This window comes from Sphingobium sp. BHU LFT2, assembly GCF_018604485.1.
Lineage (GTDB): Bacteria > Pseudomonadota > Alphaproteobacteria > Sphingomonadales > Sphingomonadaceae > Sphingobium > Sphingobium yanoikuyae_A.
Genome location: NZ_JAFCGW010000025.1, coordinates 15,895 through 38,166 on the forward strand (window position 1 = coordinate 15,895; position 22,272 = coordinate 38,166).

Here is a 22,272-nt window from a genome sequence, read left to right on the forward strand (position 1 = left end):
CGCATGACGGACGACGCCCCCCATCTGCTGACGCAGGAACAGGATGGCATCCTCATCGCCACGCTGAACCGGCCGGACAAGCTCAATGCCCTGTCGGCAGAGACGATGGCCCTGTTCGAGGCGGCGCTGATCCGCTTCCGCGACACGCCGGACCTGAAGGTGATGCTGGTCCGATCGACCGGCCGCTATTTCTGTTCGGGCGCGGACATGAAGAGCGGCGGGTCGCCCAGGGAATATCCCCGTACGCCCAGCGGCATCCGCGAAAACCACCGGCTCCAGCTCAACGGGATGCAGCGCATCTATGACGAGATGGAGCATGTGGAAAAGCCGATCGTCTGCGCCATCCACGCCACCTGTGTCGGCGGGGGGCTGGAAATGGCGCTGTCCTGCGACTTCCGCCTGGCGGCCAAGTCGGCCGCCTTTTCCTTCCCCGAAGGACTGTTTGGCGTGCTGCCGGCCTCCAACGGGGTCAGCCGCATGACCCGCATCTGCGGTCCGCACTGGGCGCGCTGGCTGATCATGGGCAACCAGAAGGCCGATGCCGACCGGGCGCTGATCATGGGCCTGGTGCATGACGTGATGCCGGACGAAGGGTTCGAGGACGCGGCCCTGGCCTTCTGCCGTCACCTCACCAAGCAGAATGGCGAGCAGATGGGCGCCGCCAAGATCGCGATCGAGCTGGCCGCCGAAGTCGGCCCGTCCATGGGGCGCCATGTCGAACGCATGGCCAATAGCGCACTGATGCTGAACCCCGCCTATCTGGAGGGGATGGAACGCTATCTGAAGGGCATTGGCGGCAAGAAGGATTGAGTTTTCCTTCTCCCATCCACACACTTATCCACAGCTTTTTCCACAGATAGGCGTGGGAAAAGCTGTGGATAACTTCTGTCGACAAGCCTGTGGATAAGTCGAACGCGCGCTGCTCTCAGGCGCGCGCGTCGCGCAGCATCGCGCGATAGTCGCGGATGCCCAGTTCCATCAGCCGCGCCTCGGCCCGCAGCAAATGGGTGCGCGCCAGCGGATGGGGGGAATGGAGGATATTCTGCAGCGCCATGTCGGTGGTGACGGTGACGACACGCTCCAGCCCGGTCATCAGCGCGGTGCCCATGCTGAACACCGGCGATCCGGCCTCTTCGCTGCCGCCATCCATCTGGTCGACCAGCAGCCGCATCACCGGCTGGGCAGCATGGACGCGATGCAGCATCATCCGCTCGTTCTGGCGATCGGCCATATTGTTGCGCAGGTGGAGCAGGCGGGAGTGCTTGACCCAAAAGCCATGATAGGCGGTGACGAAAGCCAGCGCCTTCTCGCCCAGTTCCTCCTCGCTCCATCGGGTCCGCAGCAGGCCGACATAGTCGGCCTCGGCCGTCGCCATCACCGGCTCCAGCACAGCGAGCAGCAATTCGGTGAGGTCGGAGAAATAATTATAGAGCGACGTCATGCCGAGCGAGGCCTGGCGCGCGACCGCGCTCAGCGAGATTTCGACATCCACCGGCCCGGCCAGCAATTCGTTGGTCGCCGCCAGGATGCGCTCGCGCGTGTCGCGCCCCTTGCGACCCAGGCGCTGGCCATTGAGATTATGGCTCAGCGCCTTGGTGGCCCGTCCCCGGCCCTTGGGTTCCGACGGCCCGTCCGCCGCAATCGATGCCTTTGCCGTCAAAACCCGTCCTATCCATGCCCCGTCGCGCGCCTCAGGCGGCGCGCCAGGCGATCAGCTTGGTTTCCAGGAACTCCTCGATCCCTTCGAGGCCCCATTCGCGGCCTACACCACTGGCCTTGTAGCCACCGAAAGGCAAGTCGCCGGCGATGCACATGCCGCCATTGACGCTGATCGATCCGCTGCGGATCTGCTTGGCGACATTGATCGCCCGGTCAAGATTGCCCGAACTGACGCCGCCCGACAGGCCATAGCTGCTTTCATTGGCGATGCGCACGGCATCGGCATCATCCTCGAACGGGATGACCACCAGCACCGGCCCGAAAATCTCTTCCTGGGCGATGCGCATGTCGTTGGTGACGTCGACGAAGCAGGTCGGCTCGATGAAATAGCCGCCGCCCTTGTCCGGCCGCGCCTTGCCACCCGCCAGCAGGGTCGCGCCCTCGGCCTGGCCGATATCGACATAGGACAGCACCCGCTCCATCTGCCGCTTGGAAATGACCGGCCCCATGATGTGCTGGGGATTGTCGAAATCGCCCCAATTGTCGCCGAAGCTGGCATAGGCATGCTTCAGGATCGCCTTCGCCTCCTCATAGCGGCTGCGCGGCACCAGCAGGCGCGAATGGACGGCACAGCCCTGGCCGGCATGGAAGACCAGCATGGTCTGGGCGACGTCCATCGCGAAATTGGCGGAATCGTCGAGCACGATCTTGGCCGACTTGCCGCCCAGTTCCAGGAAGACGCGCTTCAGCGTGGCAGCGCCCTGTTCCATGATGCGCTTGCCAACGCCCGTCGATCCGGTGAAGGAGACAAGATCGACGCGCGGATCGGTGACCAGCATCTCGCCGGCCAGTGCCGGGTCGCTGCCGAACACGACATTGATGACGCCGGCGGGGAAGCCCGCCTCCGCCGCCAGTTCGCCGAAGATCGCGCCCATGCCAGGCGTGTTGGGCGCGGGCTTCAGGATCACGGTGCAGCCGGCCAGCAGCGCGGCCACGACCTTGCCGACATTCACATAGAGCGGCACGTTCCACGGCGTGATCGCCGCAACCACGCCGACCGGCTCATAGACCGCCTTGCGCAGGCTTTCGAAGCCATAGCCGGTGCGGCCGCCATAATCCTTTTCCCATTCCAGCTTGGGAAAGACGGCGAGATAATCGTCCCAGCCGTCGAGCGCCATGTCGACATGGGCACGGCCGACCGCGCCCATGGCGGCGCCAGCCTCATGCCGGGCCAGATCCGACAGCCGTTCCTTGTTCGCCTGAAACAGGTCGCGCAGCTTCGTCACCAGCGCGACGCGCAGGTCGACATTGGTCGACCAGTCGGTTTCGTCAAAGGCGCGGCGAGCGGCGACGATCGCGGCCTCGACATCGGCGGGCGAGGCATCGGCGGCGGTGCCGACCGGCTCGCCGGTCCAGGGGCCGATCACCTCAAAGGTCTTGCCGCCTTCGGCACCGCGCAGCACGCCGTCGATATAGAGCTTGGCTTCGGGAAGAGTGGCCATGATCGCCTTCCTGTGGATAACTTCTGTGGATGTTGTGGATAAGTCGCCCGGTCAGCGCTTGCGCGCGCTCAGGGCGACCGATCCGATGTGCAGGTCCGCCGGCATGTCGAGCACGGCGCGGAAGACGTCGGTGACCGAATTATAATGGCTGATGCCGCGCTCGCGCAGATTGAGGCCGACCTTGGCATTTTCCTGGGCGAAGCGGATCGCGACATCCATCGGCCAGCTGCTGCCGGTCTTGGTCTCGTCCATCATCATGCCGGCCTGGACCACGGTGACGCGCACGCCCTCGGGCTCCAGTTCGCGCGCCCACATGTCGGACATGAGTTCCAGCCCCGCCTTGCCGCCGGCATAAAGCCACAGCATCGGCATTTTCAGCGGCACGGATTCGCTGGTGACATTGATGATATGGCCGCCCCCGCGCAGCAGCGGCAGCGCCTCCCGCGCGCAATGGATCGGGCCGGCGACATTGGTGGCGAGCGATGCTGCGATCTGCTCGTCGCGCACCTCGGCCAGGGTGAAGGGTTCGTAGATCGCGGCATTGTTGATCAGCACGTCGACCTTGGGGTGGCGCTGCGCGATCGCGGCAAAGGCGGCGCGGACGGAATCGGGATTGCCGACATCGCATGCCACCGCGAAATGGGGTTCGCCCAGTTCCTGCGCGACCGCCTCGACCTTCGACAGGGTGCGGCCCAGCAGGATGACGGTTTCGCCATCGCGCGCGAACCGCCGCGCCAATGCGCGTCCCAGCCCGTCGCCCGCACCGGTAATGACGATGACCTTGCTCACCTCTCGCTCCACCTGTTCTTTTCAAACTTCATGCTAATAGCGCATGGCTTCCTCGGCCGGGCAAGGCCATGCCGCATCGCGCTTGCGATGGTTCCCGCCCTCAGCCCGCCGGCCGCGCGAAATCGGCCGGATAGACGGACAGGTCGCCATCATAGGCGATGCCGCCGGGCCAGAAGCGGGCGCCGCTGACCCTGGCGAAATAATGGACCGTGCGGGCGAAGGAGCCGGCCGAGGAGCGCGGCTGGAAGGCGACGCCGCTGGGGCTGACGCCGCGCGCGCGGGCGCTGAAATCCTTGACCGTGAACAGCAGGTCGTCGGTCTGCTGGGCGCAGAAGACCAGGTCGCTGCCGGGGCAATAGCGCCGTGGCTCGACCTGCAGCGGCGACAGGCGGCCGCGCTTCATAGCCACCTTGCCCGGCACGCGGGTCACTTCGGGGCCATGGACCGTGTCATACCAGTGATGATATTCCGCCTCCCGCCCGGCGACGAAATTGGCGAGGATGATCGAGACCCCGGAAAAGGGCTGGTCGGGCTGGTGATTGGGGCTGGCGACCCAGTCCGAATACATCGCATAGCTGTGGATGCGCTCGCTCTCGTCGCTGTCGTCGATCAGCCCCGCGTCGCGCACATCGGCCAGCAGCGGCGCGAGCGCGGGCAGGTCGATCTCCGGCGCGGCATAATCGAACTCATAGACCGACAGGAAGCGCCAGGGCTGGGGAATGTCGGGCATGATCTGCTGAGGCGTCACCTCGTAGCGATCGGCCGACCGAAAGCCGCGCAACCGGGCCAGATCCTGCTGATGCGCGCCGTCGAACCAGCGGGCATAATCCTCCGCGCGGCCGGCCGCGACATTGTGCAGATGGATGGTGGTGTACAGGCTCATTCCTCGTCCCCGGCTGCCCGGCCGGCTGGTCCCGACCCTGTGTGCGGCGGCAATCCAGCATGGATGCCCCGCACATGCCAGAGCCGCCGGCCAATGATCGCCGGGGCATTGAGAGGCGGGCGCGAATTGACCCTGTCGGCAGCGCTCCCCATTCTGGCGCGGCAATCATGCCGGAAGGACGCGTGATGACCGACCCTGTAGCCGCGCCCCGCTTCGCCCTGTTCCGCGCGAAGGAGGCGACCGATTTCGAGGAAAGCGGGCTGATGGCGACGGTGCCGCCGACGCCGATCGAGATGGCAGGATCGATCGCCGCGGTCGAAGCCGGCATGCTGGAAGGCACGCGGGTGAAGCTGCTCTTCGCTATGCCGGGCCTCAGCCTCACCCATGCCTGGTTCCGCAGCGGCTTTCCGCTGCCGCGCCACAGCCATGATGTCGACTGCCTCTATTTCATCCTCGCCGGATCATTGCGCATCGGCACGGAGGAACTGGGCGCGGGCGACGGCTTCTTCGTCGGCGCCAACGTCCCCTACACCTATGTGCCCGGCGACCAGGGCGTCGAGGTGCTGGAATTTCGCGGTTCCGACAGCTTCGACATCAGGATGCTCGCCAACAACCGCGCCTATTGGGACCGGGCGGTGGCGCAGGTCACGGCGCAGCGCGCGCATTGGACAGGCGAGACGCCGCCGTCGGGCCTGTCCTTCGGACCCGAAGCCGGCGGCGGATAGCGGCGATCAGCCCCGGCCGTTTGCCGCCTCATGCGCGGCCAGGCGGCGCCCGGTCACCAGCGTCTGGCCGACGAACAGGATGATCAGGATCACCCCAACCGTGCCGACGAAGATATCGAAGCCGGACCAGCGCCCGAACAGGCCGGGCTTGTCGCCCAGCACCATCATCATCACCGTCAGCGCGATCAGCATCAGCCGCAATTCGGTCGGGCCGGCCGACAGATAGGAGAGCTTGAACTCCCCCAGCACGCGGGCGGAAAGATAGGCGTGGATCGACAGCAGCAGATAGCCGGCGAGCGCCACCAGGGCGACATCCATGGTGACATAGGGGCTGAGGCCGATGCCGGCGAGGATCAGCAAGGTCACCAGTCCATCGCAGCTATGGTCGATGAAATAGCCATAGGAGGGCCGTTCGATCCGGCGGTAGCGCGCCAGGCTGCCATCCATGGAATCGCCGAACCACTGGATGACATAGCCCAGGATCGCGAGCAGCAGCCAGGATGCACCGACATTGCTGGCGGTATAACCGATGAAGGTCATCAGCGCGCCGATCAGCCCCAGCAGGGTCAAAAGGTCCGGCGTGACCTGTCGCGGCATATGCGCGCACAGCCAGGTGAGAAGCTGGCGTTCGGAGCGTGCCAGGAAATTTTGCTGGATGCGGTCCAGCGTCGTGGCCGCATCATGTCTTTGATCTGTCATGATCCCTTATCGAGGAGATATGTGGCGCGGACAAGGCAACATCCCCCACGCATGACGACATGGTGCCCGCCTTCCCGTTCAGGCCGGCGGCGCCTTCATGTCGATCGCCAGCCGGGTGAGGCGGGATCGGGCGATCCGCCATTGGCCCTCTTCCCGGCGATATTGTTCATGATAATGGCCATGGCCGATCAGGCTGCGGCCATCGGGCCAGACCAGATGGTCCTGCATCGCCCAGATAGCGGTCGCTGCATCGCCGTTGATGGCGATTTCGGGCGAATGGACATGGTGGACGGTGCGCGCCGCGTCGATCGAGGCGCGGACGCTGGCGATCGCACCGTCGCGCCCCTCCAGCAGCGGGCCGCCCGATCCGGTCGCGTCGAGCCGGAAGTCGGGCGTGAACAGCGCGGCAAAGCCGTCCCAATCCTTGGTATCGAGCAGGCGGCAATAGCGCGCCTTCACATTGGCGATGGCCAGCCAGTCGGCAAAATCGGGCGCGGCCATCAGAAACGGAAACCGCGCATCTGGTTGCCGCCGTCGCACAATATCACCTGATTATTGATGAAGCTGCCCTCGTCGGAGGCGAGGAACAGGCCGAGATTGGCGATATCCTCGGCCGTGCCCTGGCGCTTGACCGACTGCATGCCCTTCAGCCGTTCCCAATTGTCGGCGGCAACGCCGTCCTGCGCCGCCTCGGTCGCCATCAGGCCCGGCGCAATGCCGACGCAGCGTATCTCGTCCTGGCCGAACTGCATCGCCATCGCATGGGTGAAGATGTTGAGCGCGGCCTTGGTGATGCCATAGGCGGTGGCCGGGTTGTAGCTGGCCATCGACGATTTGTTGATGATGACGCCCTTCGCCTTCGCCAATGCCGGCCGCAATGCTTCGGCCAGCAGCAGCGGGCCGATGGTGTTGACCGCGAAATAATGCTGCCATTTGGCCTGGCCCAGGCCGAAGAAGCCGCGCGCAATCTCGCCCAGATGCAGGCCGGCATTGTTGATCAGCACGTCGAGCCGGTCATGGGCGACCAGCACATCGGCGGCGAAGGCCTGGATATCGGCTTCATCGCTCATGTCGACGCGATGGACGGTGGCAGTCGCGCCAAGCTGTTCGACCAGCGCCTTGCTCTCGGCCAGCCCCGCTTCGTTGATGTCGGCCAGGATCAGATGCGCGCCCTCGCCGCCAAAGGCGAGCGCATAAGCGCGCCCCAGCCCCGCCGCGCCGCCCGTCACCAGCACGGTCTTGCCCGCGAAACGTCCCGCCATCCTCTGCCTCCTATTCTGGTTGAAACCCTATCGCCCGCGCAGACAGGCCATGGCGGCGCGTGCAGCCGCCAGCCCATCCTGGGGATTATCGACCTCGACATAGCCGGTCGCGCGGGTCAGCCGGGCGATACGCGGCATCAGCGCGGCATAGCCCATCTCGCCACGGCCGGGGGTGACCGCATGGTCGGTGATCGCCGTGCCATGGTTCCGGTCGATGTCCTTGAGATGCATCGACACCACGCGCGGTCCCAGCGCCGCCAGCAGATCGAGCGGCGCTACGCCGGCATACCAGGCCCAGGCCAGGTCGATTTCGAACGAAAGCAGGTCCGGCGCGATCCGGCTGGCCATCAGGTCGAGCGGCCGGTCGCCGTCGAGCGGCATCAGATCATACCAATGATTATGATAGGCAAGCGTCAGGCCGGCCGCCTTCGCCTTTTCCCCCAGCGCCGCAAGCTGCGGGATATAGGCGTCGAGCGCAGCGCGGGTTGTCTGGCCGAGGGTGCGGCTGGCGATGAAGATCGGCGCGGTGGTCAGCGCGACGATGTTCGCGCCGATCGCCACCGCCTGATCGAACTGCCGGTCATAGTCCGCGCCGCGCACGCCGAGCCGGACCACGCCCACCGCCATGCCGGCATCGCGCACCATGCGGGCCTTGTCCTGCGGCGTGGGTTCGGACGGGTCGTTGGCGACATAGGAAGCGAGGCGGAAGCCGAACCGGCCATAGCCCATTGCCGCCACCGCGCGCAGCGTGCCGGCATAGTCACGCGCCAGTTCCTTGCGCACGGTCGTGTCGGCCAGGCCCAGCGTCGATGTCCGGCGCTTCGCCGCCGCCTTGCGCGGCAGCAACAAGGCCGCGCCACCGCCCAGCAGCAGCGACCGGCGACCAAGGCATTGCGGCGCCCGCAAGTGCCCGACCGGGTCGGTCACGCCGCCTCGACCTCCAGCCGCTTGACCACCAATGCCTTGAGGTCGGCGGTCTTGATCTTGGCACTGCCGGTCAATTCCAGATCGCTCTCGGCGAAGAAGAGGACGCGGCGCGGCACCTTGAAGCTCGCCAATTGCTCCCTGGCGAAGCCGCGAATGCCATCCTCGTCCAGCGTGGCATCTGCATGCGGGACGATGCAGGTGACCACCAGTTCGCCCAGCGTCTCATGCGGCACGCCCACGGTCTGGGTCACCTTCACCCCCGGACAGGTCTTGATGACGCTGTCGATCTCGATCGGCGAGACATTGGCGCCGCCGGTCTTGATGATGTCGTTGAGCCGCCCTTCCCAGTGCAGCCGCCCCTCCGTATCGAACCAGCCGCCATCGCCGGTGCGGAAGAAGCCCTCGCCATCGATCGAGTCATCGAGCGGGATGCCGACATAGCCCAGCATCAAGGTCGGTCCCTTGACCGCGATCTCGCCCCGTTCACCGAGCGGCACGACCGCGCCGGTGAGCGGATCGACGATCTTGAAGATATTGCCGGGCAGCGGCGCGCCATGGCTGCCGGCGATCCGTTCTTCGGGCGTGCCGGACGCGAAGATCGAGCTGATGGTGAAGGTTTCGGTATTGCCATAGGCGGCCATCGGTTCCTGCCAGTCGGTGCTGACGGTCGGATGACGGCCGAGCGGATTGGCCGGGTTCACATAATAGAGCGAGGACAGGTCGACATCGCCCCAATTGGGTGCGGCTTCCAGCTGCGCCCATTGATGCGGCCAGGCGAAGGCCATGGTCGCCTTTTCCGCTTCCATCAGGCTCAGCGCTTCCGCCGGCTGGAAGGTCTGTTGCAGGATCAGGCTGCCGCCGCCGGTCAGCGCGCCGCCGATCGCCATGCAGAAATTGCCCGACCAGAAGAAGCCATTGGCCGACCAGGCGCGCGCGTCGGGCTTGGCCTGCAGGAAGCGTTTCCAGCGCCAGAGCTGCAAGGTCGGGCCGCGATGCGCGCTGATGATGCCCTTGGGCTTGGCGGTGGAGCCGGAGGAGAAGAAGAGCACGCCCGGATCGGCCGGCATGACGGTGGCGGCAGCGGCATCGACCAGCGCCTGATCGACCGCGTCACCGCGCGTGAGGAAATCGCCCCAGCCCTCGATCCGGCCCATCGCCCCATCGACCGCAGCGAGATGGCGCAGGAAGGGGAAGCGGGTGGAGACCAGTCGCCCCTCGCCCGCGACGCCGATCGCCGGTTCCAGATCGGCCAGGATCGCGCCGAAATCCTTCTTCAGGACCGCGCGTTCGAGCAATAGCACGGAGCAGGCCGAGGACTGGACCAGATGGTCGAGCTCGGCCGGGGTCGAGAAGGTGCTGAGCGTGGCGGCGACGCCGCCCGCCAGCGCCACGCCGAACACGGCCGAAAGGAATTCCGGCCGGTTGGTCATCAGCACGCCGACGCGCGTGCCCTTCCCCACGCCACAGGCGACCAGCGATCGGGCGACCGCATTGGCCTGCGCCCACAGATCGTCGTGACTCCAGCGGACCACGCCATCGGGCCCGTGGAAGACCAGCGCCTCCCGCCCGGCATGGGCCTGCGTGACCTCACGCAGCCAGCCGCCGAGCGTCAGCGTGCCCAGGCCCTCCTCTTCAGCCAGAGGCGGGCCAGCGACGATCGAGAGCGCAGCCATCGGCTTAGCGGTTGACGTCGACGATGACGCGGCCGCGCACCTTGCCGGCGAGCAGGTCGGCGGCGACGCCGATTGCGTCGCCCAGGCTGATTTCCTGCGCGATCACCTCCAGCAGCGCCGGGTCGAGATCGCGGGCCAGCCGGTCCCAGGCGGCTAGGCGCACGGGCTTGGGCGCCATCACGCTGTCGACGCCGAGCAGGCGCACACCGCGCAGGATGAAGGGCATGACGGTCGCCGGGAAATCGGCGCCCTGGGCAAGGCCACAGGCCGCAACCGCGCCGCCATAGCGGGTCTGGGCGCAGGCATTGGCGAGGGTGAAGCTGCCGACCGAGTCGACCACGCCGGCCCAGCGCTCCTTCTGCAGCGGCTTGCCCTTTTCCGACAGTTCGGCGCGGTCGATCACGCCGTCGGCGCCCAGCGTCTTGAGATAGTCGCCCTCGGCCGACTTGCCGGTGGAGCCGATCACGGTGAAGCCCGCCTTCTTGAGCAAAGCGACCGCAACGCTGCCGACGCCGCCGGTGGCGCCGGTGACGAGGATTTCGCCCTGGTCCGGGGTCACGCCGGCCTTCACCAGCGCCTCGACGCAGAGCGCCGCGGTATAGCCGGCCGTGCCGATCGCCATCGCCTGCTTCGGCGTGAAGGCGCTGGGCAACGGCACCAGCCAGTCACCCTTCAGCCGGGCGACCTGGGAGAGGCCGCCCCAATGGCCCTCACCCACGCCCCAGCCGTTCAGCACCACCTTGTCACCGGCCTTCCAGTCGCCATGGTCGGAACTGCGGACGGTGCCGACCAGATCGATGCCGGGCACCATCGGAAATTTGCGCACCACCGGCGAGGCGCCGGTGATCGCCAGGCCATCCTTGTAGTTCAGGGTCGAATAATCGACGTCGATGGTCACATCGCCCTCGGGCAGCTGCGCCTCATCGACCTGCGCGAGCGACACGCTCTGCTTGTCGTCGGTCTTTTCGATCAGGATGGCGGAAAACATGCGGTCGGTCCTTCTTGAAGAGAGAAAGGGAAATCGGGCAGCCTATCCCTGGGCAACCCTGGGAAGCGGCGCGAGCGGACGGCCGAGCCGCTCGGCAATGTCGGGGAATTTGTCGCTGCGCATCGATCCGAACATGCACAGGCGCAGGCATTCCTGGGCGAGGCGACGGCCGAGTGCGCGCCGTTCCCCCTCTTCGCGGGCATGGCTGCGCGCCCAGATCGGCCAGAGAAAGGCGCCGGCCAGCATCAGCACCGACAGGACTTCGGCATCGACGCCGTCTTCGGCGAGATCGCTGTTGGCGAAGCGCTGGAGCGAACCTTCATATTCGCGCCAGAAGGGATCGGCCATCGGATCGGGCGAGGCCAGCAATTGCAGCAGCCAGATGCGGCACAGCTCGGGATTGTCCATCGCGAACAAAGCCAGCCGGTCGGTGGTGTCGGCAATGTCGACTTCCTCGACCCGGCGCTCGCCGATCGTCTCGGGATCGCCGAAGACCGAACGGAACATGCGTTCCGACACCCAGTCCGCGGTCGCCTCGATCAGCTTCTCGCGGGTTTCGAAATGCTGATAGGCGGTGCCGCGATTGACGCCGGCGAGATGGGCGACTTCCGACAGGCTGACCCCATCCGGCCCATCCTTGGCCAGCAGCGCACGGGCTGCTTCCAATATGGCCTCGCGGGTCGCCACGGGATCGCGGGCGCGCCTTTTCCGAATGTCCGTCATGCTGCCTCACTTAGGTTGATCGTTCAGAGCCTATAATGATCAGCCCTGTTGATCGGCTCCATCCCTGCCCGCTCCGGGGCCAGAGTCAATCGCTGCGGCCCGGCGGCCGCGCCCTCATCGCTCCCGCGAAGGCCATGACCCCAAACGCCGATCGGCCGGACAACCCCCTGGGGCTGCCCGGCCGATCGTCTGGCCCTTGGCGCGGATGGATCAGCGCGAACCGAAGGCGAAGCGCAGATTGACGCCAAATTCGCGCGGCGGGGTGACCGTGGCACCGGTATAGGTGCTGGTATAGGTCGCCGCTGCGGTGGTTGCGCCGATCGCGGTGAAGCCGGTGATCTGCTGATAGCCGGTGAAGAGCGGGGTGGTCCGCGTCAGCACCTTGGTCGTGTCGAACAGATTCTTGGCGAACAGCGAGATTTCCCAGCCGCCATCGGGGTCGCGGATACCGGCATAGAGATTGACCAGCGCATAGGCGCTGACATCGTCATAATTATTGCCCGGATCGCCCTTCGACTTGCCGTTATAATTGACGAGGCCACGGATGAAGCCATCGGTCTTGCCCGAAATGGTCGTGTGGAACTCGCTCTGCAGCGTGGCGGTGATCGGCGGCAGGAAGGCTGCACGCTGGTTCACGGCGCAAGCCGACAGATTATCGGCACCCACGGCCGCCTGCAGCTCCGCCAGGCTCGGCGCATTGCCGACCGGATCGGGGATGCCGTCACCGTTCAGGTCGTTGCACGGGATGGTGCCGTTCTTGATCTTGCCGAGCGAATAGCTGCCGGTCAGGTTGACGTTCCAGCTGCGGGTGATGTCGAAGCCCAGTTCGCTTTCCACGCCGTTCACCTCGACCGGGACCGCGCCCACGAAGTTGAACGAGCCGACCTGCTGCGCGGTGCCGGTCACCTGCCCGGCTGCATTGCGGACGGCGACGGTGTTCACATAATAAACGCCGTTGTTGGGCACGCGATAGGGGAAGTTCTTGTACTTCTGGTGATAGGCGGTGACGTTGAAGCGCATCCGCCCGCCCATCAGCGTGCTCTTGAAGCCCAGCTCATAGGATTTGGAGGTTTCGGGCGGCAGGTCGAGGAAGGACCGCTCCAGCGCCGACGGCGCGATGTTGAAGTCGCCGACCACGTTGATGCCCGGACGGAAGGAACTGCCGGTGGCGGCATAGACCAGGAAGTCCGGCGTGAAATTATGCTTGATCGACGCGCTGTAGATCAGCTTGTCGGTATCCTGCGAGTCTGCGGCGATGGTGTTGCCGTTGACCGCTAGATAGTTGTTCGACTTGTACTTGATCTGGCGCAGGCCGCCCGACAATTCGGTTGCCTCGCCGAAATGGGCGGTCAGGTTGCCGAAGAAGGACTGTTCGTGCGACTTGCCGGTGCGGTCGATCTCGGTCTGCACCACCGAGGCGATACCGCCGCCAAGCGCGGCAGGCAGGCGCACGATGGTCGGCGAGGTCAGGTGCGTCGGCGGGTTGAGCCGGTCGTCGAAGAAGCCGATGACATAGTCGAACATGTCGAAGACACGCTCTTCATTCTGCAACCGGATTTCATGCGAGGTTTCCTTGGCCACCGTGTCGGTGACCTGGTTGACGTCGCGGCCGATGAAGAAATTGCCATCGTCGACATTGTCGGTCGAATGGAATTTCTGCTTGGTATACATGCCCTGATAGATCAGGCGCTGGCCGGCAAAGGCCAGTTCCGACCGCCAGTTGAAGATGTCGAAGCGCTGGTTGATGATGCGCGGCTGTTCCTGGATCGACAGGCGATCCTTGGCCGTGATCAGCACCGGGCTGGGCGTGGCATCGGGATTGGCCTCGCTGAAGGAAATCGCCTGGTCATAGGTCCGCGCATCGCGGTCCATATATTGATAGGTGCCCTCAAGCTTCAGCCAGTCGGTCGGCTCGATCGTACCGACGATACGCGTGCTCTTGGTGCGCGACCAGGGGCTCGGTCCGCCGCTGATCGGCCGCACGCGATCGGCATCATCCTCGTTCCAGACGCCCGACACGCGGATGCCGGCGATCCCTTCGATGATCGGCAGGTTGAGCCCACCCTTGAAGTTGAGCGTGCCGATATCGTTGCCGGTCCAGTCGATGAAGCCGCCAAACTGGTTGAGGTCGGGCTTGCGCGTGGTGATGGTGATCGAACCCGACGGCGAGGCACGGCCGCGCAGCGTGCCCTGCGGCCCGCGCTGCACCTCGATCTGGCCGATGTCGTACATCTGCTGGAGCACGGCGCCCGGCGAGAGCGGCGCGTCGTTGAAGTAGAATTGGATGGTGCCGCTGTTGCCGCTGGCATTGGCGTCGAAATTCACGCCGCGCAAGCGCGCATTGCCGCCGATGCCATTGGCATTGTTGGTCAGTTCAAGGCCCGGCGCCAGCGCCTGGACCTCGTTGAAGGTGCGGATGTTGAGGTTGCCGATCGCCTGTTCGGTGACCGCGTTGACCACCGCGGGCACGTCCTGAATGTCTTCGCCGCGACGACGCGCCTCGACGATGATGATCTGGGCGTCGAAACCGGTATTGCTGGTTGCAGCCTGTTCCTCGGGCGCCTGGGCAAGAGCCGGCGTCGCGATGGTGAGTGCCGCGACACTCGCGCCGATCAAATAATAGGCCGACATGCGATTCATAAGTGAAGCCTCCCCAAATAAACATCATGTTGACTATTGAGTCACCATTGATGCAGTGATCTTTTTTGCTTTGGTTGATTCTCGTTATGCCTGATATTGGCGGCCCGAGAAGCCCGACCGCCTTGCAGATGGCGACATATCGCCATCGCGATTCCACCAGATCGTCACTGATCCCCCAGGCGATTTGCGCCTGCCCTTTCCCCCTGCATGATCGCCAGCCGATGGCGCATGAGAGGGGAGAGCGCAATGGACATGCAAATGACGGGCAGGGTCGCGATCGTGACCGGCGCGACCGCCAATATCGGCCGCGCCATCAGCCTGGGGCTGGCGGCCGAAGGGGTGAAGCTGGTCGCGGTGGGGCGCGACCAGGCGGCTGGCGCCCGGCTGGTGGAGCAGGCCGTCGCCGCCGGCGCGCAGGACGCCTGTTTCGTGGCGGCCGACCTCAGCGATCCGGCCGCGCCGGGGCAGATCCTGGCGGCGGCCTCCGCGCTGGGCGAGGTCGCGACCCTGGTCAACAATGTCGGCGGCAATATCGGCGCGGGATTCTTCGTCGATTCCGATCCGGCAAGCTGGGCTGGCGACATCGACCTCAACCTCGGCACGCTGCTTCGCATGACCCATGCGGTGTTGCCGGGCATGATCGCGCGCAAGGCGGGCGCGATCGTCAATATCGGCTCCACCGCGGGCATCGTCGGCGACTATATGCTGCCGGTTTATTCGGCGGCCAAGGCGGCAGTCCACGGCTTTACCAAAGTGCTGGCGAAGGAAGTCGGGCCGCACGGCGTCCGCGTCAATTGCGTCGCCCCCTATGGCACCGTGTCGCGCGATCCCGCCGCCTTCTCCAGCGGCAGCCGATTCCACCCCGATCGCAACTTCTTCGGCCGGGCCTTTGCCAGCACCAGCCCAAAGGACATGGAGAAGCGGTCGCGCCAGACGGTGCTGGGCCGGCCCGTCGCCTTTGCCGAGGAAGTCGCCTCACTCGCCGTCTATCTGGCGTCGGACCAGGCCGGCTTCATCACCGGCCAGGTCTATCCGGTGGACGGCGGCAGCCTGCTGTGAATCAGGCGTCGGGCGGGCCGAAGCGGAAGATCGTCATCTTGTTGCCGTCCAGATCACGGAAATAGGCGCCGTAGAAGCCGTTGGGATCATCACCGCGAATGCCGGGCTTGCCCTCGCACTTGCCGCCCAGTTCGAGCGCACGGGCATGGACCGCATCGACCTGTGCCCGGCTGTCCGCCTGGATGCCGACCTGATTGCCATTGCCCGGCGTCGCATCCCCCTCGAACGGAATGCCGATCAGCAGCATGCCGCCCTCGGCCGTCTTGTAGGCGACCAGATCCGGCCGGTCATAGGCGCGCACCGCGCCCAGCAGTTCGGCAATGCCGTCATAGAATGTCTTCGCACCATTCAGGTCGCGGGTGCCGAAACGGGCCATGCTGATCATATTGCTCTCTCCCTCATAACCCGCCCATGCCGCGCCAGCGGTCCGGCCCCATCCACACATATTCGACATAATGGCCCAGCCATTCGCGCGTATCGAGATAGACGAATTCCAGCATGCCCGGCGTCCCGCCTTTCAGCACCACCGGATAGGGCTGCGCCTCGACCCGCGCCATGAACGTCGCCCAGTCATCGACCCGGTTGCAGATATGGTGGAAGACCAGCCGATCATCGGCGGGCAGCGCATCGCGATAGAGCGCCAGCACATCCCCCGATATCGGCTGGATCAGTTCGAACTGCATGTCGTCGACCCAGACGAAGGCGAGCTTCTGCACCCCCTGCCCCTCGCCCTGCGGGGTCCAGAGCTGCACCGGCACCTCGATCTCCGACAGGGAGCGGACATCGGCCCGGTCGCGGAACTGGGCGACGGCCTTGTCGACATTGCGGGTGACATAGGCGTTCTGGAAATGATGGCCGGTCAGCATGGCTCAGCCCTCCCGCACGACGTCATAGCGCGACAGATAGCGCTCGAAATGCGGCGCCAATTGCTCCACCGACAGTCCATATTGGGCGAGCTTATAGTCGTGGCGACCGAACTTTCCCTGCGGATTGTCGTCCAGCCAGGCCTGCATCGCAGCCTCCGCCTCCGGCGTGAACTCATCGCCCAGCGCGGCATAGAGCCGGCGCATCGTGCCGATCGGATCGCTGGTGAGGTCGGCATAATGGACGTCGACCATGCTGTCCTCGCCCAGCCGCTCGCGCGCATCCATGATGCGGTCGGCATGCAGCTTTGCCTGATAGGTGCAGTTTTCCGCCAGCCACTCGCCGTCGACCCGGCCGGTAAAGGCCATCTGCCCCAGGCTGATGATCGAGCAGAAGCTGCCCATGGCGGTGTAGGGATCGCGATGGGTCCAGATGAAGCGGGCATCGGGATAGATTTTGCGGATCGTCTCGATCCACAGGCTGTGGCTCGGCATTTTGAGGTTCCACACGCCCGGTGCATCGGCCTGCAGCAATTGCAGGAAGCGTTTGTGATAGGCGTAAGCCGACGTCATGTCGGTCGAGAACAGCCAGTCTCGATAATTGTGCAGCTTCCCCCGCGATTCCAGCGCCAGCGCCTTGAAATCATGCGCCATGAAGAAGATGCATTCATTGGGGTAGACGGCCGAATTGCGATAATATTTGCCCATTTCCGGCCGGGCGGCGAGCATCGCCTTTTCCTGTTCCAGCCGGGCGATGGCGCGCGGATCGCTCTTGAGCGTCGCGCTGGTCGCCGGCGGCACCGGTTCGTCAATCTCCCAGGTCAGCGGCGAGCGTCGCGCCGGATCGCAGGCGAGCAGATTGCTGAGCAGGGTCGTGCCGGTGCGCGGAATGCCGAAGACGAAGACCGGCCGCTCGACCGGCCGTTCCAGCAGCTCGGGCCGCTGCGCCAGATAATCGGTGGTCCGGAGGCGATTGGACAGGAGGTCGACGACATTGGCCTCCATCCGCGCATGGCCGCTGTCCGACAGGCCGGCCTGGTTCGCGTCGGCCAGCAATATGTCCAGCCCTTCGCGATAGCTGTCGGAATCGAACCGATCGAGGCCGGTGGCCTTGATCGCGCGGTCGATCAGCGCGTCGGCAACCAAAGCAGCGCCCATGGCATGTCTCTCCTGATGGTCTTTTGCCGGCATCATGGGCAGCCGGGCGAGGCGCGCCAATGCTGCCCGATCGAGCGAGCGGGACGGACTATCGATATCGGGCCATATCAGAAGCGCGCGGCCAGCCCCTATCGCGGGCGCGATGTCAGATGCTGGCGAAACTGGCGCGGCGTCGCCCCGGTGGCGCGGCGAAAGGCGAAGGCGAAGCTGGAGGGCGAGGCGAATCCGAGCGCGAAGGCGATCTCCTTGATGCTCTCGCTTGATCCCAGATAGCGTTTGGCGACATCGATCCGGCACTGGACGATATAGTCGCCGATCGAACAGCCCCGGCTGGCGCGAAAGCCGCGCGTCAATTGCCGCACCGACAGGTTGCACAGGGTCGCCAGCTCCTCCAGCGAAGGGGCGGCGCCGCCCAGTTGCAGCCGCTCGTCGATCCGCCGCAGCCGCCAGGTGGCAAGCCCGCCGGTCGCCGGTCCCTCGGCGATCGCCTGGCAATAGCGCGCCACCTCGATCGCCAGTTGCCCGGCGATCAGCTCGGTCAGCACGATGCTGCCCGGCCCCGGCCGGTTCACCTCCTCCGCCAGGCGGAACAGGCAGGCGCGCATATGCGGATGGGCGATGTCGAGACAGGCCGCGAGGCGACTGTCGGTCCATTCGATCGGGCCGTCGAGCCAGCGGTCGATCGCCTCCGCCTTGATCTCGCACACGACCGAGGATTGGCTGCCCTCTCCTTCGGTCCGCAACCGCAAGGCCTGCCCCGGCGGCACCAGGAAAATCTCGCCCAGCCGTTCATAGCGATGCGGCCCCCAATGGTCGGCATAGCAGCCACGCACCCGCTCGGGCCGGGGGGTCAGGCACATGTCGAGCCAATAATGGCGCTCGCGCCGGAAAATGCGGTCGGTCGGCCCCGCCAGGTCGAGCCGCATGATCCGCGCCTGCGCCTGTGGCACTGCAATCTCGGCCTCGAAAACCGACTTGGCATAGGATTCCGACATCGCTCCCCCGCTCTCTGGCCATGTTTGGCCCTATCGCTGCACTATGGCTCATTCTCGATAGTCTGGTCAATTGCGTCGGCGCCGGAGTCGCCCCCATCCTTGGGCCATCAGGCAAGCCGCCAACGATGCGGCACCCTATGGAGAGAGATGAATGGCTAAGGGTCTTTTCGACTGCACGGGCAAGGTCACGCTGGTCACCGGCGGCAATGGCGGCATTGGCCTGGGCTTCGCCATGGGCGTCGCCAAGATGGGCGGCGACATCGCCATCTGGGCCCGCAACGCGGACAAGAATGAAGCGGCCGCTGCCGCCCTGCGCGAAGCCGGCGCCGGCCGGGTCGAAACCTATCAGGTCGATGTCGCGTCGGAAGAGGCGATCGTCGACGGCTATGCCACATTGCTCGCCGATTTCGGCCGCATCGACTGCGTCTTCGCCAATTCGGGCCGCGCCTCGCGCTCGCGCTCGGTGCTGACGCTGGATGCGGCGGAATGGCATGATCTGCTGGCGGTCAACCTGCATGGCGCCTTCTTCACCCTGCGCGAAGGGGCCAAGGCGATGGTCGCCCGCGCCGAGGCCGGCGAGCCGGGCGGCAGCCTGGTCTATTGCGGCAGCCTGTCGATGTTCCACGGCATTGCCGGGATCAACAATTATGCCGCGTCGAAGGGCGGCATGGGCGCCGCCGTGCGCGGCATGGCGGCGGAACTGGGCAAGTACGAGATCCGCGCCAACAGCATCGCGCCCGGCTATATCAAGACCGGCATCGGCGGGGATGGCGAGATGAGCCCGGAGATGCAGGCCCGCATGGCCGCCGTCGACGCGCATTTCTCGGCCAAGACGCCGATCCACCGCCCCGGCGCAATCGAGGATTTCGAAGGGATCGGCGCCTATCTCGCCTCCGACGCGTCGCGCTATCATAGCGGCGACACGATCGTCATCGACGGCGGCAGCCTCGTCTATCCGCCCTACGCCTTCTGAGCCGATCGACGGAGCGCCCCGATGCACCTGCTCAACATCCATGATGTGAACGATGTCCGGCTCGACGCCTATCAGCGGCCTGAGCCGGGTCCGAAGGACGTCGTCGTGAAGATGAAGGCCTGCGGCATTTGCGGCAGCGACCTCAGCTATATCAAGAATGGCGGTATTCCCGGCCCCGGCAAGCTGACCGCACTCGGCCATGAGGGCGCGGGCGAGATCATGCTGGTCGGTGAGGAAGTGGCAGGCGTCAGCGTCGGCCAGAGCGTCATCATCAACCCGATGATGACCCCCAGCTTCATCGGCAGCGGCGGACCGGAGGGCGCCTTTACCGAGGAATTGCTGGTCCGCGAAGCGCGGCTGGGCGACAGCCTGCTGCCGATCCCGGAAGGCATCCCTTATGACGTCGCCGCCATGTGCGAACCGCTGTCGGTGGCGATGCATGGCGTCAACCGAGCGCAGGCCAAGGCGGGCGACAAGGTGGTGATCTTCGGCTGCGGCCCGATCGGTCTTGGCATGGTGCTCTGGGCGATCGACCGGGGTTGCCAGGATGTGATCGCGCTCGACCTGGCTGAGGAACGGCTGGAGCGCGCCCGCGCGCTCGGCGCCCACACGATCAATCCGGCCAAGGAGGATGTGATCGCCCGGATCAAGGCGATCCATGGCACCACCACCGTGTTTGGCCGCGAAAAGGCGCAGACCGACGCCTATATCGATGCGGCCGGCGCGCCTTCCATCCTGTCCGACGTGATCGCCATGGCCAAGACCCATGCCCGCCATGTCATCACCGCCGCCTATATGAAGCCGATCGAGCTGCCCGCCGGCCCGATGCTGACGACGGAAATGACGATCACCACGGCGGTCGGCTATCCGACCGAAATGCCCGACGTGATCGCCGCCATGCCGCGCCTCAAGGACAAGATCGCGGCGCTCATCAGCCATAAACTGCCCTTCGCGCAGGTGATGGAGGGGCTGGAAATCGCCGCCCGTCCCCAATCCGCCAAGGTCATGATCGAGTTCGAGGGAGCCGACGCATGAGCACGCAAGCCACCGAGAAGCCGCAGACGCCGCTGGGCGCTCTGGTGATGGCCGGACAGGGTCAGACCGAGGCGGAAGCGATCACCGAGACCATCTTCATGGTGAAGGATATTTCCAACGCCTATCTGGTGACGACGGCGGACGGCGACCTGCTGGTCAATACCGGCTTCCTGGGCAATGGCGCGCGCAACAAGGGGCTGTTCGCTCCGCACCGCACCGGCGCGCTGAAGCGCATCATCGTCACCCAGGCCCATCCCGACCATTATGGCGCCCTGCCCGACCAGCAGGAGCCGGGCACGGAGGTCATCACGGGTGTCAACTTCGTCGACACGGAGGAGTATTTCGACCGGCTCGGCCCGTTTCTCGGCATCCGATCGGGCAAGCTCTGGGCGTCGATGACCCGGCGCGACGGCCCGCCGCCCAAGCCGCCACGCATCATCCCCGACCGGATGGTCGAAACCGTCCATGCCTTCGAACAAGGCGGCCGCACGTTCGAGGTGGTGAAAACGCCGGGCGGCGAGACGCTCTGCTCGGTGTCCGTCTGGATGCCCGAGGAAAAGATCATCTTCACCGGCAATCTGTTCGGCCCGGTGTGGCGCTCCATGCCCAATCTGGTGACGATGCGCGGCGACCGCCCCCGGCTGGTGCGCGCCTATCTCCAGTCGCTGGAGCATGTCCGGTCGCTCGAACCCGAACTGGTCATCACCGGCCATGGCGATCCGATCCGTGGTGCAGACGCGATCCGCGCCGATCTCGACCGGATGCATGCCGCCGTCACCTATATCGAGCGCGAGACGATCGCCGGCATGAATGCCGGCCGCCATGTCCAGGATCTGATGCGCGAAATCGTCCTGCCCGAGGATATCCGCATCGGCGAATTCCATGGCAAGACCAGCTGGGTCGTCCGCGCCATCTGGGAGGAAAATGCCGGCTGGTTCCATTATGAGGATGGCACCACTGCCCTTTATGGCGTGCCGCGCCCGACCGTCTATCCCGATCTGGTCGAACTGGCCGGCGGCGCCGGGGCGCTCGCCGCCCGCGCCCATGTCCATGCTGCGGCGGGGCGCCCGCTCGAGGCGCTGCACCTGCTCGACATCGCGCTGGGCGTCGCACCTGATCATGAGGCCGCGCTGACCGTCAAGAAGGCCGCGCTCGAACAATTGCTCGCCCGCAGCGGCGGCACCAACCTGTCCGAAACCATGTGGCTGAAGGCGGAAATCGCCGACGCCGAAAAGCGGCTCCCGGCCGCCTGACCCCCATTTCAGGAAGCAAGATCATGGCACGCAGTCTTACGCACCTCGAACGCCTTGAGGCGGAGAGCATACATATATTGCGGGAGGTTGTGTCGGAGGCGGAGCGGCCTGTGATGCTGTACTCGGTGGGCAAGGACAGCGCGGTGATGCTGCACTTGGCGAAGAAGGCCTTCTATCCCTCGCCGCCGCCCTTCCCCCTGCTGCATGTCGACACCACCTGGAAGTTCAAGGCGATGTACGATCTGCGCGACAAGGCCGCGCGCGACGCGGGGATGGAACTGCTGGTCCATCATAATCCCGAGGCGCAGGCCCGCGGCATCAACCCGTTCGACCATGGCGCCCTCCATACCGACATGTGGAAGACGGAAGGGTTGAAGCAGGCGCTCGACAAGTTCGGCTTCGACGCAGCCTTCGGCGGCGCGCGCCGCGACGAGGAGAAGAGCCGCGCCAAGGAGCGCATCTTCTC

The 22,272-nt window shown here is 65.5% G+C and carries 23 protein-coding genes; 7 read left to right on the plus strand and 16 right to left on the minus strand.

The window, feature by feature from the left end:
* The first annotated feature begins 3 nt into the window (after window positions 1-3).
* Entirely contained in the window at window positions 4-810 is an 807-nt protein-coding gene (locus JQK15_RS24510) for an enoyl-CoA hydratase/isomerase family protein (RefSeq protein WP_214868877.1), read from the plus strand.
* Between the two features lie 115 nt (window positions 811-925).
* On the opposite strand, the gene JQK15_RS24515 is transcribed toward JQK15_RS24510, so the two are convergent.
* The 4 genes from JQK15_RS24515 to JQK15_RS24530 all read right to left on the minus strand — a co-directional run bounded on the left by JQK15_RS24515 (window position 926) and on the right by JQK15_RS24530 (window position 4,833).
* A complete protein-coding gene (locus JQK15_RS24515; RefSeq protein ID WP_010336464.1) occupies window positions 926-1,660 on the minus strand; it encodes a TetR/AcrR family transcriptional regulator in 735 nt (244 codons plus the stop codon).
* 31 nt (window positions 1,661-1,691) lie between these two features.
* Window positions 1,692-3,161 carry an aldehyde dehydrogenase family protein gene (locus JQK15_RS24520; RefSeq protein ID WP_214868879.1) on the minus strand — a complete coding sequence of 490 codons (1,470 nt, stop codon included), beginning with the start codon at window positions 3,159-3,161 and terminating at the stop codon, window positions 1,692-1,694.
* Between the two features lie 51 nt (window positions 3,162-3,212).
* A complete protein-coding gene (locus JQK15_RS24525) occupies window positions 3,213-3,950 on the minus strand; it encodes an SDR family oxidoreductase (protein WP_214868881.1) in 738 nt (245 codons plus the stop codon).
* A gap of 100 nt (window positions 3,951-4,050) precedes the next feature.
* Entirely contained in the window at window positions 4,051-4,833 is a 783-nt protein-coding gene (locus JQK15_RS24530) for a hypothetical protein (protein WP_214868883.1), read from the minus strand.
* 185 nt (window positions 4,834-5,018) lie between these two features.
* On the opposite strand from JQK15_RS24530, the gene JQK15_RS24535 reads away from it, so the two are divergent.
* Window positions 5,019-5,558, plus strand: a complete 540-nt coding sequence (locus JQK15_RS24535; protein ID WP_214868885.1) for a cupin domain-containing protein — start codon at window positions 5,019-5,021, stop codon at window positions 5,556-5,558.
* 6 nt (window positions 5,559-5,564) lie between these two features.
* On the opposite strand, the gene JQK15_RS24540 is transcribed toward JQK15_RS24535, so the two are convergent.
* The 8 genes from JQK15_RS24540 to JQK15_RS24575 form a co-directional block, all read right to left on the minus strand.
* The gene (locus JQK15_RS24540; protein WP_017501849.1) at window positions 5,565-6,257 is read right to left on the minus strand and encodes a CDP-alcohol phosphatidyltransferase family protein; all 693 of its coding nucleotides are present in this window, start codon (window positions 6,255-6,257) and stop codon (window positions 5,565-5,567) included.
* A gap of 78 nt (window positions 6,258-6,335) precedes the next feature.
* Entirely contained in the window at window positions 6,336-6,758 is a 423-nt protein-coding gene (locus JQK15_RS24545) for a nuclear transport factor 2 family protein (protein ID WP_214868887.1), read from the minus strand.
* Entirely contained in the window at window positions 6,758-7,519 is a 762-nt protein-coding gene (locus JQK15_RS24550; protein WP_214868890.1) for an SDR family NAD(P)-dependent oxidoreductase, read from the minus strand. The genes JQK15_RS24545 and JQK15_RS24550 overlap by 1 nt, the downstream gene beginning before the upstream one ends.
* Before the next feature lie 27 nt (window positions 7,520-7,546).
* Window positions 7,547-8,446, minus strand: coding sequence for a sugar phosphate isomerase/epimerase family protein (locus tag JQK15_RS24555; protein WP_214868892.1), 900 nt, complete (start codon window positions 8,444-8,446; stop codon window positions 7,547-7,549).
* Complete coding sequence (locus tag JQK15_RS24560) at window positions 8,443-10,119, minus strand: class I adenylate-forming enzyme family protein (protein ID WP_214868893.1); 1,677 nt, start codon at window positions 10,117-10,119, stop codon at window positions 8,443-8,445. Before JQK15_RS24560 ends, JQK15_RS24555 begins: the two co-directional genes overlap by 4 nt.
* A gap of 4 nt (window positions 10,120-10,123) precedes the next feature.
* On the minus strand, window positions 10,124-11,107 hold the full coding sequence (gene acuI / locus JQK15_RS24565; protein ID WP_037512926.1) for an acrylyl-CoA reductase (NADPH): 984 nt from the start codon (window positions 11,105-11,107) through the stop codon (window positions 10,124-10,126).
* Between the two features lie 42 nt (window positions 11,108-11,149).
* Window positions 11,150-11,830: a TetR/AcrR family transcriptional regulator gene (locus tag JQK15_RS24570; RefSeq protein ID WP_010336475.1), complete on the minus strand. Its 681-nt coding sequence runs from the start codon at window positions 11,828-11,830 to the stop codon at window positions 11,150-11,152.
* Window positions 11,831-12,040: 210 nt separating this feature from the next.
* A complete protein-coding gene (locus JQK15_RS24575) occupies window positions 12,041-14,470 on the minus strand; it encodes a TonB-dependent receptor (protein WP_214868895.1) in 2,430 nt (809 codons plus the stop codon).
* Window positions 14,471-14,728: 258 nt separating this feature from the next.
* Between JQK15_RS24575 and JQK15_RS24580 the strand changes: the two genes are divergently transcribed.
* Window positions 14,729-15,529 (plus strand): SDR family NAD(P)-dependent oxidoreductase, encoded by an 801-nt coding sequence (locus JQK15_RS24580; RefSeq protein WP_251008023.1) that lies wholly within the window; start codon window positions 14,729-14,731, stop codon window positions 15,527-15,529.
* A 1-nt stretch (window position 15,530) separates the two neighbouring features.
* Here the strand turns inward: JQK15_RS24580 and JQK15_RS24585 are convergent, their stop codons facing one another.
* The 4 genes from JQK15_RS24585 to JQK15_RS24600 form a co-directional block, all read right to left on the minus strand.
* Entirely contained in the window at window positions 15,531-15,914 is a 384-nt protein-coding gene (locus JQK15_RS24585; protein ID WP_099231316.1) for a VOC family protein, read from the minus strand.
* Window positions 15,915-15,927: 13 nt separating this feature from the next.
* On the minus strand, window positions 15,928-16,395 hold the full coding sequence (locus tag JQK15_RS24590; protein ID WP_214868899.1) for a VOC family protein: 468 nt from the start codon (window positions 16,393-16,395) through the stop codon (window positions 15,928-15,930).
* A 3-nt stretch (window positions 16,396-16,398) separates the two neighbouring features.
* Entirely contained in the window at window positions 16,399-17,550 is a 1,152-nt protein-coding gene (locus tag JQK15_RS24595) for a sulfotransferase family protein (protein WP_214868901.1), read from the minus strand.
* A gap of 128 nt (window positions 17,551-17,678) precedes the next feature.
* The gene (locus JQK15_RS24600) at window positions 17,679-18,545 is read right to left on the minus strand and encodes a helix-turn-helix domain-containing protein (RefSeq protein ID WP_214868903.1); all 867 of its coding nucleotides are present in this window, start codon (window positions 18,543-18,545) and stop codon (window positions 17,679-17,681) included.
* Window positions 18,546-18,696: 151 nt separating this feature from the next.
* Between JQK15_RS24600 and JQK15_RS24605 the strand changes: the two genes are divergently transcribed.
* The 4 genes from JQK15_RS24605 to cysD all read left to right on the plus strand — a co-directional run.
* Window positions 18,697-19,518: an SDR family NAD(P)-dependent oxidoreductase gene (locus JQK15_RS24605; protein ID WP_214868905.1), complete on the plus strand. Its 822-nt coding sequence runs from the start codon at window positions 18,697-18,699 to the stop codon at window positions 19,516-19,518.
* Window positions 19,519-19,539: 21 nt separating this feature from the next.
* Entirely contained in the window at window positions 19,540-20,553 is a 1,014-nt protein-coding gene (locus JQK15_RS24610; RefSeq protein WP_214868907.1) for a zinc-dependent alcohol dehydrogenase, read from the plus strand.
* Window positions 20,550-21,806, plus strand: coding sequence for an MBL fold metallo-hydrolase (locus JQK15_RS24615; RefSeq protein ID WP_214868909.1), 1,257 nt, complete (start codon window positions 20,550-20,552; stop codon window positions 21,804-21,806). Before JQK15_RS24610 ends, JQK15_RS24615 begins: the two co-directional genes overlap by 4 nt.
* A gap of 23 nt (window positions 21,807-21,829) precedes the next feature.
* Window positions 21,830-22,272 (plus strand): sulfate adenylyltransferase subunit CysD (cysD, locus tag JQK15_RS24620; protein WP_214868911.1); only part of this gene is annotated, 443 nt, incomplete at its 3' end.

Bases quoted from the DNA above. Each gene is read 5' to 3' on its own strand.
- JQK15_RS24590 (WP_214868899.1), bottom strand. From the start codon at position 16,395: ATGCTGACCGGCCATCATTTCCAGAACGCCTATGTCACCCGCAATGTC.
- JQK15_RS24520 (WP_214868879.1), bottom strand. From the start codon at position 3,161: ATGGCCACTCTTCCCGAAGCCAAGCTCTATATCGACGGCGTGCTGCGC.
- JQK15_RS24615 (WP_214868909.1), top strand. From the start codon at position 20,550: ATGAGCACGCAAGCCACCGAGAAGCCGCAGACGCCGCTGGGCGCTCTG.
- JQK15_RS24540 (WP_017501849.1), bottom strand. From the start codon at position 6,257: ATGACAGATCAAAGACATGATGCGGCCACGACGCTGGACCGCATCCAG.
- JQK15_RS24600 (WP_214868903.1), bottom strand. From the start codon at position 18,545: ATGTCGGAATCCTATGCCAAGTCGGTTTTCGAGGCCGAGATTGCAGTG.
- JQK15_RS24550 (WP_214868890.1), bottom strand. From the start codon at position 7,519: ATGGCGGGACGTTTCGCGGGCAAGACCGTGCTGGTGACGGGCGGCGCG.
- JQK15_RS24585 (WP_099231316.1), bottom strand. From the start codon at position 15,914: ATGATCAGCATGGCCCGTTTCGGCACCCGCGACCTGAATGGTGCGAAG.
- JQK15_RS24605 (WP_214868905.1), top strand. From the start codon at position 18,697: ATGGCTAAGGGTCTTTTCGACTGCACGGGCAAGGTCACGCTGGTCACC.
- acuI (WP_037512926.1), bottom strand. From the start codon at position 11,107: ATGTTTTCCGCCATCCTGATCGAAAAGACCGACGACAAGCAGAGCGTG.
- JQK15_RS24545 (WP_214868887.1), bottom strand. From the start codon at position 6,758: ATGGCCGCGCCCGATTTTGCCGACTGGCTGGCCATCGCCAATGTGAAG.
- JQK15_RS24575 (WP_214868895.1), bottom strand. From the start codon at position 14,470: ATGAATCGCATGTCGGCCTATTATTTGATCGGCGCGAGTGTCGCGGCA.
- JQK15_RS24535 (WP_214868885.1), top strand. From the start codon at position 5,019: ATGACCGACCCTGTAGCCGCGCCCCGCTTCGCCCTGTTCCGCGCGAAG.
- JQK15_RS24580 (WP_251008023.1), top strand. From the start codon at position 14,729: ATGACGGGCAGGGTCGCGATCGTGACCGGCGCGACCGCCAATATCGGC.
- JQK15_RS24570 (WP_010336475.1), bottom strand. From the start codon at position 11,830: ATGACGGACATTCGGAAAAGGCGCGCCCGCGATCCCGTGGCGACCCGC.
- JQK15_RS24610 (WP_214868907.1), top strand. From the start codon at position 19,540: ATGCACCTGCTCAACATCCATGATGTGAACGATGTCCGGCTCGACGCC.
- JQK15_RS24530 (WP_214868883.1), bottom strand. From the start codon at position 4,833: ATGAGCCTGTACACCACCATCCATCTGCACAATGTCGCGGCCGGCCGC.
- JQK15_RS24560 (WP_214868893.1), bottom strand. From the start codon at position 10,119: ATGGCTGCGCTCTCGATCGTCGCTGGCCCGCCTCTGGCTGAAGAGGAG.
- JQK15_RS24510 (WP_214868877.1), top strand. From the start codon at position 4: ATGACGGACGACGCCCCCCATCTGCTGACGCAGGAACAGGATGGCATC.
- JQK15_RS24595 (WP_214868901.1), bottom strand. From the start codon at position 17,550: ATGGGCGCTGCTTTGGTTGCCGACGCGCTGATCGACCGCGCGATCAAG.